The organism is Microbacterium sp. NPDC087592, from assembly GCF_044743585.1.
GTDB lineage: Bacteria > Actinomycetota > Actinomycetes > Actinomycetales > Microbacteriaceae > Microbacterium.
In genome coordinates this window covers 667,038-681,131 of sequence record NZ_JBIUWT010000002.1, presented here as the reverse complement: position 1 = coordinate 681,131, position 14,094 = coordinate 667,038, and the positions used below count along the sequence as shown (strand labels likewise).

The window sequence follows — 14,094 nt, the reverse complement described above, 5'->3', positions numbered from 1 at the left end:
ATGACCGAGCTCACTCTCGGAAAGGCGCTCGGCGCCGGCCTGCGGCAGGCCATGCGCGACGATGACAAGGTCGTGCTCCTGGGCGAGGACATCGGCAAGCTCGGTGGTGTCTTCCGCATCACCGACGGGCTTCTCGACGAGTTCGGAGCAGCGAGAGTGATCGACACTCCGCTCGCCGAGTCTGGCATCGTCGGCACAGCCGTGGGCCTCGCCTTCCGCGGTTATCGTCCTGTCGTCGAGATCCAGTTCGACGGCTTCGTGTATCCCGCCTTCGACCAGATCGTCGCCCAGGTCGCGAAGCTCCACTACCGCACACAGGGCCGGGTCAAGATGCCCATCACGATCCGGATCCCCTGGGCAGGAGGCATCGGCGCGGCGGAACATCACTCGGAGTCGCCCGAGGCGTATTTCGTGCATACGGCAGGCATCCGCGTGATCGCGGTGTCGAACCCCGAAGACGCATACCGGAGCCTGCGTCAGGCGATCGCGTCGGATGATCCTGTGGTCTTCTTCGAGCCGAAGCGGCTCTACCACCACAAGGGGGACGTCGACCTCGAAGCTCCCCTCGCGGACGCGCCGCCGATGGGACTGGCGCGCGTCGTGCGGGCAGGGACGGATGCGACGCTGATCACCTATGGGGCGATGGTCTCCACCGCCCTGCAGGCCGCGGAAGCCGCGGAGGACGAAGGGACATCCCTGGAGGTCATCGATCTGCGCTCGCTCTCGCCCGTCGACTACGACTCGGTCGCCGCGTCGGTACGGAAGACCGGACGGGTCGTGGTCGCACACGAGGCATCTCGTGAAGCCGGTGTCGCGGCCGAGGTGATCGCGAGCATCACGGAGCGCTGCTTCGAGTATCTGGAGTCGGCACCGTTGCGGGTGACCGGCCACGACGTGCCGTACCCGCCGGCGAAGCTCGAGAAGTATCACCTTCCTGATCTCGACCGGCTGCTGGACGCCGTCGATCGGGTACTGGATCGGCCGAACAGCCTGACGGGAGCAGAAGCATGATCGCGGAATTCCGTCTTCCCGACCTCGGAGAAGGGCTGGCCGAGGCCGAGGTCGTGCAATGGCTGGTCGCCCCGGGGGACTCGGTCGCCCTCAACCAGACACTGGCCGAGGTGGAGACCGCGAAGGCCGTGGTCGAGTTGCCGTCGCCGTACGAAGGCACGGTGGCAACCCTCCACGCGGAAGCAGGCGAGACGGTCGCCGTCGGGGCGGCACTGATCGACTTCGAGGTCGTCGGTGAAGAGGAGACCACATCCGCGCCGATGCCGGAGGCGGCCGAGAAGGCTCAGCCGAACCTCGTCGGATACGGCGCTGCCCCCACCGCGACCGGACGACCGGCCCGTCGCGCACGTCGCAGCGGAGCGGTACCGGCGGTTGTCGACACAGCGGTGCTCGAGGCTGCGCCGCACGACGCCACGCCATCGTCCGCGGTCGACTCCGTGGTGGAGCGGCCGCGCTCGACGCCTCCGGTCCGTGCACACGCGAAGCGTCTCGGGATCGACCTGGTGCTGGTGGCCGCAGAGGTCGGAGACCGGGTGATCACTCGCGCTGACGTCGACGCCTACGCCGAAAGGGTAGGAGCGCGCAGTCAGGCCACGGCTGACGTCCCCGTCGCCGCCCCGTCGTCGCCGTTCACGCCCGGTGCTTCCGGCGACGGGGCGCGTGAGACCCGCGTACCGATTCGCGGAGTCCGCAAGCACACGGCCGCGGCGATGGTCCAGAGCGCTTTCACGGCACCTCACGTGACCGTCTTCCACACGGTGGACGTGACGGCGACCATGGACCTCCTTGCGAGCCTTCGAGACGATCGCTCACTCAGCGAGCATCGGATCGGACCACTCGCAGTGGTGGCGAAGGCCGTGTGCCTCGCGCTCGGACGCACCCCCGGACTCAACTCCCGGTGGGACGAGGCTGCCGGCGAGATCGTCCAGCACCACTACGTCGACCTGGGGATCGCGGCCGCGACAGATCGCGGACTCATCGTGCCGATGATCCGCGACGCGGAGCGGCTGACTCTGGTGGAACTCGCGGGCGCGGTGAGAGCTCTCGCCGAGGTCGCGCGTTCGGGGAAGACCTCGCCGGCGGAGCTGGCCGGAGGCACCTTCTCGATCTCGAACATCGGGGTGTTCGGCGTCGATGCCGGCACACCCATCCTCCCGCCCGGCCAATCCGGGATTCTCGCGGTCGGCGCCGTGCGTCGTCAGCCCTGGGAGTTCCGCGGAGAGATCGCCCTCCGTCAGGTGATGACGCTCAGCCTCTCGTTCGACCACAGGCTCGTCGACGGCGCGGAAGGCGCGCGGTTCCTCAAGGACGTCGCGGACATCCTCGAGGAGCCGGGCCGGGCGATGCTTCTCAGATAGTCGCGCGAAGTGCGGCGTCCGCCATCGCGACCAGCACGGTCGCGGTGGCGGAGTGTCGCCGTGCTGCCGCACGCGTGCTGTGCGGCGTGGAATTGATGAGGCCGAAGCAGGCTTGGACTCGAAGGCGGAGCTCTTCCTGGTCCGCTCCGCCGGCGCCCGCGGTGTGTAGCGGCGCGAGGGCGTCCATCCAGAGGTCGATGTACGCGCGTTGCAGCCGCCGGACGGCTGCCCGATCCGCTTCGGACAGGTGGGCGACGTCGCGGTCCTGCACCTGGATCACCTCGGCGTTCCCGAGGGCGAAATCGACATGGAAGGTGATGAGCCCGTGCATCCGCTCATCCGGGCTCGGGGTGTTCTCCGCCACCCGCCGCCCGCCGTTGATCAAGTCCTCGCTGACTTTGACGAGAACCGCGCCGAGCAATGCCTGCTTGCCGGCGAAGTGTCGGTAGACAGCCGGGCCGGACACGCCGACGGCGGCGCCGATGTCTTCCAGGCTCACGCCGCTGTATCCGCGCGCGGCGAAGAGGCGTGCGGCGGCGTGCAGGATCGCATCAGACCGTTCGGCCTTTGCGCGGTCTCGGGCGGTGACCGGGCTTGTCATCTCAGTTAATCCTCGCTAACCTGAATCAACGGGTTAGTGCACACTAACCGAATATGCCTGCACCGCGCCAGGGCGTCGCCCGCGCGGACGTGAGTCGAGGAGGACATCACGATGCCCGCAACGCAGGAGTCCCTGGCGCAGGAGCTGCGCGAGCGCCTCATGGTAGCCGCGCGCGGGGGACCGACCGCATCCCGTGAACGCCATGTGTCTCGGGGCAAGCTGTTGCCCCGAGATCGCGTCGCGCGGGTGCTCGACGAGGGCAGCCCGTTTCTCGAGGTCGCCCCGCTCGCCGCCGATGGTCTGTACGGGGGAGACGCTCCCGGCGCCGGAGTCATCGCCGGCATCGGACTCGTTCACGGTCGCCACGTCATGGTGATCTGCAATGACGCGACGGTGAAGGGTGGCACGTACTTTCCCCTCACGGTCAAGAAGCACCTGCGCGCCCAGGAGATCGCGCTCGAGAACAGGCTGCCGTGCCTGTACCTGGTCGATTCGGGGGGAGCGTTCCTGCCGAAACAGGACGAGGTGTTCCCCGATCGCGAGCACTTCGGGCGGATCTTCTTCAATCAGGCGCGGATGTCGGCCGAGGGGATTGCGCAGCTTGCCGCGGTCCTGGGCTCCTGCACCGCAGGTGGCGCCTACGTGCCTGCCATGAGCGACGAGACGGTCATCGTGCGCGGTCAGGGAACGATCTTCCTCGGCGGGCCGCCGCTGGTGAAGGCAGCGATCGGCGAGGTCGTGACCGCCGAAGAACTCGGCGGGGGCGAGCTGCACGCACGGCGGAGCGGTGTCGTCGACCATCTCGCGGAGGACGACGAGCACGCGCTCGAGATCCTGCGCGACATCGTCGCCACTCTTCCGCCGCCCGCGGCACCCGCATGGGAGGTCCTGAGCAGCCGCCCGCCCGCCGAGCCGTCAAGCCTGTACGACGCCGTTCCCGTCGACGTGAACGCCGCGTACGACGTGCGTGAGGTCATCTCGCGCCTCGCCGACGGCGACACGTTCCTCGAGTTCAAGCCCGAGTACGGCACAACCCTGGTCACGGGGTTCGCCCGACTCCATGGGCATCCGGTGGGTATCGTGGCGAACAACGGCGTGCTGTTCAGCGAATCCGCACTCAAGGGAGCGCACTTCATCGAACTGTGCGATCAACGGGGGATACCACTGCTGTTCCTGCAGAACATCACGGGGTTCATGGTGGGCTCCGATGCCGAGGCAGGCGGCATCGCCAAGGACGGCGCGAAGATGGTCACGGCCGTGGCGAGTACGAGGGTGCCGAAACTCACCGTCATCATCGGTGGTTCGTTCGGGGCGGGCAACTACTCGATGTGCGGACGGGCGTACTCACCGCGGTTCCTCTGGACCTGGCCTGCGAGCCGCATCTCTGTGATGGGCGGAACGCAGGCCGCATCAGTGCTCGCCACGGTCAAGGAAGACCAGTTGTCCGCGCGTGGCGAGTCATGGAGCACCGAGGAGCGTGGCGAGTTCGAAGCACCCATCCGCGAGCAGTACGAGCGCCAGGGCGAGCCCTATTACGCCACGGCACGGCTGTGGGACGACGGCATCGTCGATCCCGCGCAGACCCGCGACTTGCTCGGGCTCGCGCTCGACGTCGTCGCCCGCAGTCCGCTGCCCGAACCGCGCTTCGGCGTCTTCCGGATGTGAGTGCCATGTCATCACCGACCGTTTCCTTCCACACCGTCCTCGTCGCCAATCGTGGCGAGATCGCCCGTCGAGTCATCCGCACTCTCCGCACCCTCGGGATCCGCAGCGTCGCCGTGTACAGCGATGCGGATGCGTCCGCGCCCCACGTACGCGAAGCGGATCTGGCGGTGCGGATCGGTCCCGCGCCCGCCGTCGAGTCCTACCTCGACATCGATGCGGTGATCGCCGCGGCCCGCAGCACCGGTGCACAGGCGATCCATCCCGGCTACGGGTTCCTCTCCGAGAGTGTCGGTCTCGCCGAGGCCTGCGCCGAGAGCGGCGTCGTCTTCATCGGCCCCTCCGTCGACGCTCTGCAGATCATGGGAGACAAGGCCCGCGCCCGCGAGCATGTGCTGCGCTACGGCGTGCCTGTCGTTCCGGGCTTCGACGCCAAAGGCCTCTCCGACCTCGAGATCGCCGAGGAGGCGGAGAACGTCGGCTACCCGTTGCTGGTCAAGCCCAGTGCAGGTGGCGGAGGAAAGGGCATGGAGATCGTCTCCGACGCTGCGGGGCTGCGCGGAGCGCTCGCCTCGGCTCGTCGGGTCGCGTCAGCCGCCTTCGGAGATGACTCGCTCATCCTGGAGCGCCTGATCCGTCGCCCACGGCACATCGAGGTGCAGGTCTTCGGCGATGCCCACGGAACGGTCATCGCCCTCGGCGAGCGCGAGTGCACGCTGCAGCGTCGTCATCAGAAGGTCATCGAGGAGGCACCGTCGGCTGGCATCCCCGCACATACGAGGGAGCGGCTGCTCTCGGCGGCCGTGCTGGCGGCGGAGAGCGTCCAGTACGTCGGCGCGGGCACGGTCGAGTTCCTCATCGACGCCGACGCGCCGGACGAGGCCTTCTTCATCGAGATGAACACACGCCTTCAGGTGGAACATCCCGTCACCGAAGAGGTCACCGGTCTGGACCTGGTGGCGCTTCAACTCCGTGCGGCCGACGGGCTTCCGCTGGACGTCACGCCGCGACTGCGAGGGCACGCCGTCGAAGCGCGTGTGTATGCGGAGTCCCCCGAGCGCGGTTTCCTGCCCTCGACGGGCACGATCCTCCTGTTCGATCCACCGCCCGGCGTGCGCGTGGATTCCGCCGTCGAGACGGGGAGTGAGGTGACCGGGTTCTACGACCCCATGATCGCGAAAGTGATCGCGTTCGCTGACGATCGTGGAGCCGCCCTGGCACGGCTCGATGAGGCTCTCGCACGCATGGTGGTGCTCGGGGTCGACACCAACGTGGCCTTCCTGCGGACCCTCTGCCGTCACGAGCGTGTGGTCGCGGGCGATCTCGACACCGGGCTCATCGAGACGCTGCTGCCCTGGAAAGCGGAGCGCCCGTCTCCCGCTCAGCTGGCTGCGGCGAGGAAGATGTCGGCGACCGGAGCAAGCGAACCGCTGCGAACGAGCGCGCTCTGGCGGGATCGTCCGGGGTGGCGGTTGGGTGCCGCGGCCGTGCCGGAGGCGACGTTCGCGGCCCTCACGGATGACGACGAAGTGGTTGAACTCGGTGCAGCGGACGTATCCGCTCCGAACGGGGCGGTGCACGCGGCGATGGACGGAGATGGCGCGGTCTGGGTGTCCGAGAGCGGCCGCACGGTGCGTCTGCGTCCGCTCGACAGGCGGCGCAGGATGCTCCACCGTCTCGCTCAGCGCGAGTCAGGGGCGGCAGCGACCGAGCCCGAGGGGCGCGCGCCCATGCCGGGCAGCGTCGTGGCCGTGCTCGTCGCGAACGGGGATCCGGTGTCGGCCGGCGACCCGCTCGTCGCGATCGAGGCGATGAAGATGGAGCACCAGGTGCTCGCACCCCACGACGGTGTGGTGCATCTGCTGGTCGCGGTGGGCGATCAGGTGCGGCGCGACCAACCGGTCGCCCGCGTGACGACAGAGGAGAGCTGAACATGGAAGACCTGTCAGAGGAGGAGCGCGAGCTCGCCGCGATGGTGCGCGAATTCGCCGAGACGGTGGTCGCACCGCAGTCGTACGAGGCCGACCGCACGCACACGCTGTCGATGGAGGTCGTCTCGCAGATGGGTGACCTCGGCCTGTTCGGCCTGCCGTTCCCCGAGCAGTACGGAGGTCAGGGCGGTGACTACATGGCGCTGGGCATCGCGATCGAGGCCCTGGGGCGGGTGGACCAGTCGATCGCGATCACACTCGAAGCAGGAGTGAGCCTCGGTGCCATGCCGATCTACCGCTTCGGCACCGAGGAACAGCGGCAGGAGCTGCTTCCCGATCTGCTCGCGGGGCGCGCGCTGGCGGGCTTCGGCCTGACCGAGCCGGAAGCCGGAAGCGACGCTGGCGCGACCAGGACGACCGCGCGTTTGGAGGGCGATGAGTGGGTGATCGACGGCTCCAAGCAGTTCATCACCAACTCGGGAACTCCAATCACCCGCTTCGTCACGGTCACTGCGGTGACCGGGAACGAGAACGGGCGCAAGGAGATCTCCACGATCATCGTCCCGAACGGCACTCCCGGGTTCACGGTCGAAGCTCCTTACGACAAGGTCGGGTGGAACGCCTCGGACACCCACCCGTTGACGTTCGACGGAGCGCGGGTTCCGGCGACGAACCTGCTGGGGGAGCGGGGGAGCGGCTTCCGGAGCTTCCTCAGCATCCTCGACGAGGGTCGCATCGCGATCGCCGCCCTCTCCACCGGCGCGGCCGAGGGGTGTCTGGAGGCGGCGGTCGAATACGCGAAGAGCCGGACGATCTTCGGCGCAGCGCTGAGCACACGCCAGAATGCTCAGTTCACCCTGGCCCGTATGCGGGCGCGCGTTCACACCGCGCGGCTCGCCTGGCATCACGCGGCGCGACTGCGGGATGCGGGGAAGCCGTTCGCGGAGGCCGCAGCGATCGCCAAGCTCGTGGGCGGGGAGGCCGCGATGGACAATGCGAGGGACGCCACCCAGATCTTCGGGGGAAACGGGTTCATGAACGAATTCCCGGTCGCTCGCCACTACCGCGACTCGAAGATCCTCGAGATCGGCGAGGGGACGACCGAGGTGCAGCTCCTCGTCATCGCGCGCGGACTCGGACTCGCCGGGTAGCGTGGCCCCATGACCACCCACGACATCCTTCAGAGGGGTTTGTACTACGAGGAGTTCGTGCTCGACGCCCGCTACCTGCACCGCCCCGGCCGCACGGCGACCGAGGCCGACAACGTGCTGTTCACGACGCTCACCATGAACACGCAGGCGCTGCACCTCGATGCGGCGTTCGCCGATGCGCAGGACCCGTTCCGTGCGCGGCTCATGAATTCGATGTGGACGCTGTCGACGATGGTCGGCGCCTCGGTCGCGCAGCTGACGCAGGGCACGCTGGTCGCACAGCTCGGGTTCGGCGACATCGTCTTCCCGCACCCGCTGTTCGCCGGTGACACCCTCTATACCGAGAGCGTCATCGTCGACAAACGGCTGTCGTCCTCACGCCCGGGTCAGGGCATCGTGAAGATCGCCCACACCGGACGCAATCAGGACGAGACGGTCGTGGCGACCGCAGTGAGGTCGGTTCTCGTCCACTGCCTCCCGGAAGGAGTCGCGAAGTGACTTTCGAACTCGGACCGGCCCTGCTGTTCTGCCCCGCGGACCGTCCGGAGCGCTTCCGCAAGGCTCAGGACCGGGCGGACGCGATCATCCTCGACCTCGAAGATGCCGTACTCCCGGAGGCGAAGGCCGTGGCGCGCCGGAACGTGATCGATGCGGACATCGACGCCGAGCGGGTTATCGTGCGCGTGAACGCTCCGGGCACCGAAGCGTTCACGGCCGACCTCGACGCACTCGCCGAGACGGACTTCCGCACGGTGATGGTGGCGAAGACGGAGAGCGCCGAGTGTCTCGATGCGTTCGACGAGCGGTACTCGCTGATCGCCCTGTGCGAGACCGCGCGCGGCATCCATGCGGCCGACCGGATCGCCGCGCACCCCCTGGTCACCGCGGTGATGTGGGGCGCAGAGGATCTCGTGGCGTCTCTCGGCGGAACCTCGTCGCGGAATGCTGAGGGCGGCTATCGGGATATCGCCCGCTATGCCCGTGCTCGTGTCCTCCTCGAGTCCGGCGCCCACGGCAAGGCGGCCATCGACGCGGTGCACATCGACATCGACGACGCCGAGGGGCTGCAACGCGAGGCGATGGACGCTGCGGCCTCGGGGTTCCATGCCACCGCCTGCATCCATCCGAACCAGGTGTCGGCGATCAGGGCCGCGTATCGGCCGGACGACGGTGCGGTGACTTGGGCGCGGGCGGTGCTCGCGGCTGCGGCCACGGAACGCGGCGTGTTCCGCTTCGAGGGACGGATGATCGACGAACCGGTGCTTCGGCACGCGCGATCGGTCGTCACCCGCGTCAGCTGATCAGAGGACCTTCGACTCCTCGAGGAGTCGAAGGTAACCGGGTGCCGCCACGAAGCGGTGTGCGGACCCGTTGCGCAGGACCTCCCCGTCGCGGGGAAGCGTCCCGCCGGAGACATGATCGATCACAGCGCGGATGACGCCGCCGTGTGCCACCACGAGCACCGATTCCGCTTGCGGGGCCGAGCGGCGCCGCGCTTCACGGGCGATCGCGTGGAGCGCAGCGATGGCACGCTCGCCGACCTGCTCCAGGGACTCCGCGCCCGGAACCTCGGCGTGCCAGTCACCGTACGTCGAGATGTAGTCCTCGACGAGCATGCCTTCACCGTCGCCGAACTCGCGCTCCCGGATGTCGGGAATGACACCGACCACCTCGAGCCCGAGCCTGTCGGCGATGATCTCGGCCGTCTCCTTGGCGCGCAGCAGCGGACTGGTGTACACCGCGTGATGCGTGCTGGCGGCGAGGGTCTCGGCTGCCCTCCGCGCGTCTTCTCGCCCGGTCTCGTTCAGCGGGATGTCGGTCGAACCCTGGATTCGTCGAGCGAGGTTCCAATCGGTCTGGCCATGGCGGATGAGGGTGAGGTGGGTCACGAGAGAAGTTCCTGGAGTGCGGGGAGCACGTCGCTGGTGCCTGCGGCGATGGTGACATCGGCCCAGGCATCCGCACGCGTCGGCTCGCGGTTGACGATGATCAGAGGGATGTTGCGGCGTCGGGCCCGCTCGACCAGCCGCACGCCGGAGTTCACGACGAGCGAGGAGCCGGCGACGATGAGGGCGGAGCTGGAGCGAAGCAGCGACTCTGCCGCACGGAAGCGGTCCAGCGGGACATACTCTCCGAAGAAGACGACATCGGGCTTCAGCATCCCGCCGCACACCGTGCACACCGGGACAATGAACCCCTCGGTGGATTCGGGGAGGACGTCGCCGTCTGGGGCGAGTGCCACATTCTCCGGAATGGTGATCCAGGGGTTTCGCTCCTCGATCTGCACCGCGATGTCACGGCGATCGAAGACCTGGCCGCACTGCAGGCAGAAGACGCGACGCATCGTGCCGTGAACCTCGATCACGTGCGAACTCCCGGCGCGCAGATGAAGTCCGTCGACGTTCTGGGTGATGACGCCCGAGACGTTCCCGGCAGCCTCAAGCTGTGCGACGGCGAGATGACCGGCGTTGGGTTCTGCTCGCGCGAAAGCACGCCAGCCGAGGTGGCCGCCGACCCAATAACGTCGTCGTGCCGCCTCGTCGCCCAAGTAGGTCTGGATCGTCATCGGGTCGCTGCGGGTTCTGGCGCCCTCTCCGCGGTACGCGGGTATCCCCGAGTCAGTGGAGATGCCGGCGCCTGTCAAGAGGGCGATGCGCCTGTCACGCAGCAGCTCGGCGGCGTGGGCGATGGCGGCCGACAGCTCGGCGGTGTTCGAGACGCTCACAGGACCTCCTCGAGCGAGTCTACGGCGTGGCGAGATGCGACGGACTCAGCGAGCAGCTCGTCGACGGCGCACGGTGCGTCGGAGCGGGGGTGCGAGCAGTGGCAGAGTGGGACGCATGCGACTGGTGCCTGTGACCGATGCCGACGATCCGCGCCTCGACGACTACCGCGGGCTCACCGACACGGCGCTGCGCACCATCCGTGAACCGGCGGGCGGGCTGTACATCGCGGAGTCGACGAAGGTCATCGCCCGTGCGGTGGCAGCCGGGCATCGTCCGCGCTCTGTGCTGGTGCAGGAGCGCCGCGTGGAGGACATTCGTGGAATCGTCGGCGATCTCGACGTGCCCGTGTACGTCGTCCCTGACGATGTGGCGGAATCGGTGACCGGTTTCGCCGTGCACCGTGGAACGATCGCGTCGATGCACCGCCCGGAGCTGCCGACGGTTCGAGACGTGATCGACGGCGCCTCCGTCGTGCTCATCCTCGAGAACATCGGCGATCACACGAACGTCGGTGCCGCGTTCCGTGCGGCAGCCGGTCTCGGGGCAGACGCCGTGCTGGTGTCGCCCGGGGGAGCGGACCCGCTGTACCGACGCAGCGTGCGCGTGAGCATGGGGACGGTCTTCCAGGTCCCGTGGACGCGGATCACCGATTGGGAAACAGCCGTCGACGACCTCCATGCCGCGCATTTCGATATCGCAGCGCTGGCTCTGCGCGACGATGCGGTGACACTCGACGCCTACGTCGCCGACCGCCCCGAGCGCGTCGCCCTCGTCATGGGCTCGGAGGGCGACGGTCTCTCCCGCACGGTGATCGACAGCGCCGACACCGTCGTCACGATCCCGATGTCCGGTGGTGTCGACTCTCTCAACGTCGCCTCTGCAGCAGCCGTGGCGCTGTGGGCGGTGAAGGGCTGACCCCGGGTCAGTCCCGCGGCGGAAGGATGATCGGCGAAGGCTCAGGGCGCTTCGCGGCCAGGTTGTCGCCCGACGACTGGTGCCGCAGTCGACGAAGCACCCAGGGCATCAGGTGCTCGCGCGCCCACCCGAGGTCTTCGGATCGGGCCTCGCGCCAGGTCCGCAACGGGTACGGCTCGGGCTGCATGGCCTCGAGGTCGTTCGGGACGTTCAGGGCACGGAGCGCCATGCGTGCGACCTCGTGGTGGCCGAGCGCGTTGTAGTGCAACCGGTCGTCGTCGAAGAACCGCATGTCCTGCACGACCTTGAGCGCCCACTGGTCCGCGACGATGCAGTCGTGGCGCTCGGCGATCGCGCGGACGTTCTCGTTGTAGATGGCCACCTTGCCGCGGAAGGCGCGGAAAACCGGCGTGAAACCGGTGTCGATGCCCGTGAACAGGAGGACGGCCGCTCCCGTCGATGACAGGCGCGCCACGGCATCCTCGAGCTGACTCGCGATGGCGTCCGGGTCGGTGCCCGGGCGGATCACATCGTTGCCCCCGGCACAGATCGAGACGAGGTCGGGACGCAGCGCGACGGCCGGTTCGATCTGCTCGGCGACGATCTGCGCGATGAGCTTCCCGCGGACGGCGAGATTCGCGTAGGCGAAGTCGTCCACCTGGGCGGCGAGCACCTCTGCCACCCGATCGGCCCAGCCGCGGTGGCTGCCGGGGTGCGCCGGATCCGGGTCTCCGATGCCCTCCGTGAACGAGTCTCCGGTGGCGACGAAACGGCGCCACGGGTGTGCGGTCTCGTTGGGGATGTACGGGGTCCGAGTCGAATCCTGGTCGGTCATCCAGCTCTCCTTCGCGAACGTCTGCCGAGGCGGCGGTGGCCGCAGCGCAGTGACCGAGCCTACTCGCACGCGCCGGCCCGAGGGAGGGGCGCGCGCGAGAAGCGCGGCACGTGCGCCAGTGTCCGCAGCACCGATTATCGTGGAGTCGATGCTCTCTCCGTCCTTTCCCCAGCGTGCCCCTTGGGGAACCGCAAGCAAGCTGCGCGCCTGGCAACAGGAGGCGCTGGAACAGTACTTCGAAGCCGATCAGCGAGACTTCCTCGTCGCGGCGACACCCGGTGCAGGCAAGACCACCTTCGCCCTCACCCTCGCGGTCGAGCTCATGCGCATCGGCGAAGTGAACCGCATCATCGTGGTGGCGCCGACCGAGCACCTCAAGACACAGTGGGCGGATGCGGCGGCTCGCGTGCACATCCGGCTCGACCCGCGATTCCGCAACAGCGACTGGGCGCCGGCACGTCACTATCACGGTGCCGTCGTCACCTACGCGCAGGTGGCTGCGAAGTCGTCCGTGCATCGGCATCTGACGGAAGACGCCAAGACACTCGTGGTTCTCGACGAGGTCCATCACGGTGGGGACGCGCTGAGCTGGGGCGACGCCATCCGCGACGCCTATGGCCCCGCGAAACGCCGACTGCTGCTCTCCGGAACGCCGTTCCGCAGCGACACAGCGCCGATCCCGTTCGTGGAGTACCACCCCGACGAATCCGGCGCACGCGTCTCGCGCACCGACTACAACTACGGCTACGGCCGTGCCCTCGCCGACGGGGTCGTGCGTCCCGTGCTCTTCCACATGTACGCGGGCAAGATGCGCTGGCGCACCACCACCGGCGACGAACTCGAGACGCACCTCGGGCAGGACAACACGAAGGATGTGACGTCCCAGGCCTGGCGCACGGCGCTCGATCCCGAAGGCGAGTGGATGCCGGCCGTGCTGTCGGCCGCAGATCGCCGCCTCACCGAGATCCGCCATCATGTGCCGGATGCCGGTGGCCTCGTACTCGCCACCGATCAGACGGTGGCACGGGCGTACGCGAAGATCCTGCACAGCATCACGGGGCAGCAGCCGACGATCGTGCTCTCCGATGACGCGACCGCCTCGGAGCGCATCGAGAAGTTCAGCGCGAACGACTCCCGCTGGATGGTCGCGGTCCGCATGGTGTCGGAGGGCGTCGACGTACCGCGACTCGCGGTCGGTGTGTACGCGACGTCGTCGTCCACCCCACTCTTCTTCGCCCAGGCAATCGGCCGATTCGTGCGGGCCCGTCGTCGGGGCGAAGCCGCCAGCGTGTTCCTGCCACAGGTGCCCGTGCTCATGGGTCTGGCGAACGAGATGGACAAGCAGCGAGACCATGCGCTCGACCGGCAGTCCAAAGAAGAAGACGGACTCGACGACTCCCTGCTCGAAAGCGCCAACCGCGAAGAGGAGACTTCGGATGCGCTGACGCAGGAGTTCAGCTACCAGGCGCTCTCTTCGGTCGCGCACTTCGACCGCGTCGTCTTCGAGGGCCAGGAGTTCGGCCAGCTGGCTGAGCCCGGCACCCCCGAGGAGGAGGAGTTCATCGGTTTCCCGGGTCTTCTCGAACCCGAGCACGTGCACGAGCTGCTCATGCAGCGCCAGTCGCGACAGTCCCGGTTGAGAGAGGCGCGCGAGGCGTCCACCGGGCCGACGGAGACGACGACGCTTCCGCCGCCCCTCCATCGCACCCTCAAGGAGCAGCGGCAGCTCCTGAACAGTCTGGTGGGCCTCTATGCCCGGCAGAGAGGCGAGCCGCACGGAGCGGTGCATGCCGAGCTCCGACGTATCTGCGGCGGACCGGCGGTGGCGCAGGCGACCGTGACACAGCTGCAGTCGCGTATCGAGGTCCTGCGCAAGCGCGTACGCTCTTGAGCGATCGTCTGCC

General features: G+C 68.2%; 13 protein-coding genes. 9 read left to right on the top strand and 4 right to left on the bottom strand.

The annotated features are described in order from the left end of the window. Complete coding sequence (locus ACIOTO_RS16200; RefSeq protein WP_029263424.1) at positions 1 to 1,011, top strand: alpha-ketoacid dehydrogenase subunit beta; 1,011 nt, start codon at positions 1 to 3, stop codon at positions 1,009 to 1,011. After that, complete coding sequence (locus ACIOTO_RS16195) at positions 1,008 to 2,369, top strand: dihydrolipoamide acetyltransferase family protein (RefSeq protein ID WP_400858573.1); 1,362 nt, start codon at positions 1,008 to 1,010, stop codon at positions 2,367 to 2,369. Before ACIOTO_RS16200 ends, ACIOTO_RS16195 begins: the two co-directional genes overlap by 4 nt. Here ACIOTO_RS16195 and ACIOTO_RS16190 read toward each other — a convergent pair. Beyond that, positions 2,362 to 2,970, bottom strand: coding sequence for a TetR/AcrR family transcriptional regulator (locus tag ACIOTO_RS16190; protein WP_029263422.1), 609 nt, complete (start codon positions 2,968 to 2,970; stop codon positions 2,362 to 2,364). The genes ACIOTO_RS16195 and ACIOTO_RS16190 overlap by 8 nt on opposite strands. A 111-nt stretch (positions 2,971 to 3,081) precedes the next feature. Between ACIOTO_RS16190 and ACIOTO_RS16185 the strand changes: the two genes are divergently transcribed. Genes ACIOTO_RS16185 through ACIOTO_RS16165 form a run of 5 tightly spaced genes read left to right on the top strand, consistent with a single transcriptional unit; the run spans position 3,082 to position 9,015 of the window. Beyond that, positions 3,082 to 4,635, top strand: coding sequence for a carboxyl transferase domain-containing protein (locus tag ACIOTO_RS16185; protein ID WP_400858572.1), 1,554 nt, complete (start codon positions 3,082 to 3,084; stop codon positions 4,633 to 4,635). A 5-nt stretch (positions 4,636 to 4,640) separates the two neighbouring features. Beyond that, positions 4,641 to 6,563, top strand: coding sequence for an acetyl/propionyl/methylcrotonyl-CoA carboxylase subunit alpha (locus ACIOTO_RS16180; RefSeq protein ID WP_400858571.1), 1,923 nt, complete (start codon positions 4,641 to 4,643; stop codon positions 6,561 to 6,563). A 2-nt stretch (positions 6,564 to 6,565) separates the two neighbouring features. After that, entirely contained in the window at positions 6,566 to 7,714 is a 1,149-nt protein-coding gene (locus ACIOTO_RS16175) for an acyl-CoA dehydrogenase family protein (RefSeq protein ID WP_400858570.1), read from the top strand. 9 nt (positions 7,715 to 7,723) lie between these two features. Next, positions 7,724 to 8,212 carry a MaoC family dehydratase gene (locus ACIOTO_RS16170; RefSeq protein ID WP_029263418.1) on the top strand — a complete coding sequence of 163 codons (489 nt, stop codon included), beginning with the start codon at positions 7,724 to 7,726 and terminating at the stop codon, positions 8,210 to 8,212. After that, positions 8,209 to 9,015 carry a CoA ester lyase gene (locus tag ACIOTO_RS16165; RefSeq protein ID WP_029263417.1) on the top strand — a complete coding sequence of 269 codons (807 nt, stop codon included), beginning with the start codon at positions 8,209 to 8,211 and terminating at the stop codon, positions 9,013 to 9,015. Before ACIOTO_RS16170 ends, ACIOTO_RS16165 begins: the two co-directional genes overlap by 4 nt. On the opposite strand, the gene ACIOTO_RS16160 is transcribed toward ACIOTO_RS16165, so the two are convergent. Continuing rightward, positions 9,016 to 9,603: a histidine phosphatase family protein gene (locus ACIOTO_RS16160; protein WP_029263416.1), complete on the bottom strand. Its 588-nt coding sequence runs from the start codon at positions 9,601 to 9,603 to the stop codon at positions 9,016 to 9,018. Further along, positions 9,600 to 10,439: a Sir2 family NAD-dependent protein deacetylase gene (locus tag ACIOTO_RS16155; RefSeq protein WP_105709912.1), complete on the bottom strand. Its 840-nt coding sequence runs from the start codon at positions 10,437 to 10,439 to the stop codon at positions 9,600 to 9,602. Before ACIOTO_RS16155 ends, ACIOTO_RS16160 begins: the two co-directional genes overlap by 4 nt. Positions 10,440 to 10,554: 115 nt before the next feature. On the opposite strand from ACIOTO_RS16155, the gene ACIOTO_RS16150 reads away from it, so the two are divergent. Further along, on the top strand, positions 10,555 to 11,355 hold the full coding sequence (locus ACIOTO_RS16150; protein ID WP_400858569.1) for a TrmH family RNA methyltransferase: 801 nt from the start codon (positions 10,555 to 10,557) through the stop codon (positions 11,353 to 11,355). Positions 11,356 to 11,362: 7 nt separating this feature from the next. Here ACIOTO_RS16150 and ACIOTO_RS16145 read toward each other — a convergent pair whose 3' ends face one another. Next, on the bottom strand, positions 11,363 to 12,190 hold the full coding sequence (locus ACIOTO_RS16145) for an SGNH/GDSL hydrolase family protein (protein WP_105709914.1): 828 nt from the start codon (positions 12,188 to 12,190) through the stop codon (positions 11,363 to 11,365). Between the two features lie 148 nt (positions 12,191 to 12,338). On the opposite strand from ACIOTO_RS16145, the gene ACIOTO_RS16140 reads away from it, so the two are divergent. Continuing rightward, complete coding sequence (locus ACIOTO_RS16140; RefSeq protein WP_029263412.1) at positions 12,339 to 14,081, top strand: DEAD/DEAH box helicase; 1,743 nt, start codon at positions 12,339 to 12,341, stop codon at positions 14,079 to 14,081. The last annotated feature ends 13 nt before the right edge of the window (positions 14,082 to 14,094 follow it).

Excerpts from the sequence above, each read along its gene's own strand:
- ACIOTO_RS16195 (WP_400858573.1), top strand. The coding sequence starts at position 1,008 with ATGATCGCGGAATTCCGTCTTCCCGACCTCGGAGAAGGGCTGGCCGAG.
- ACIOTO_RS16190 (WP_029263422.1), bottom strand. The coding sequence starts at position 2,970 with ATGACAAGCCCGGTCACCGCCCGAGACCGCGCAAAGGCCGAACGGTCT.
- ACIOTO_RS16200 (WP_029263424.1), top strand. The coding sequence starts at position 1 with ATGACCGAGCTCACTCTCGGAAAGGCGCTCGGCGCCGGCCTGCGGCAG.
- ACIOTO_RS16180 (WP_400858571.1), top strand. The coding sequence starts at position 4,641 with ATGTCATCACCGACCGTTTCCTTCCACACCGTCCTCGTCGCCAATCGT.
- ACIOTO_RS16175 (WP_400858570.1), top strand. The coding sequence starts at position 6,566 with ATGGAAGACCTGTCAGAGGAGGAGCGCGAGCTCGCCGCGATGGTGCGC.
- ACIOTO_RS16140 (WP_029263412.1), top strand. The coding sequence starts at position 12,339 with ATGCTCTCTCCGTCCTTTCCCCAGCGTGCCCCTTGGGGAACCGCAAGC.
- ACIOTO_RS16150 (WP_400858569.1), top strand. The coding sequence starts at position 10,555 with ATGCGACTGGTGCCTGTGACCGATGCCGACGATCCGCGCCTCGACGAC.
- ACIOTO_RS16170 (WP_029263418.1), top strand. The coding sequence starts at position 7,724 with ATGACCACCCACGACATCCTTCAGAGGGGTTTGTACTACGAGGAGTTC.
- ACIOTO_RS16185 (WP_400858572.1), top strand. The coding sequence starts at position 3,082 with ATGCCCGCAACGCAGGAGTCCCTGGCGCAGGAGCTGCGCGAGCGCCTC.
- ACIOTO_RS16145 (WP_105709914.1), bottom strand. The coding sequence starts at position 12,190 with ATGACCGACCAGGATTCGACTCGGACCCCGTACATCCCCAACGAGACC.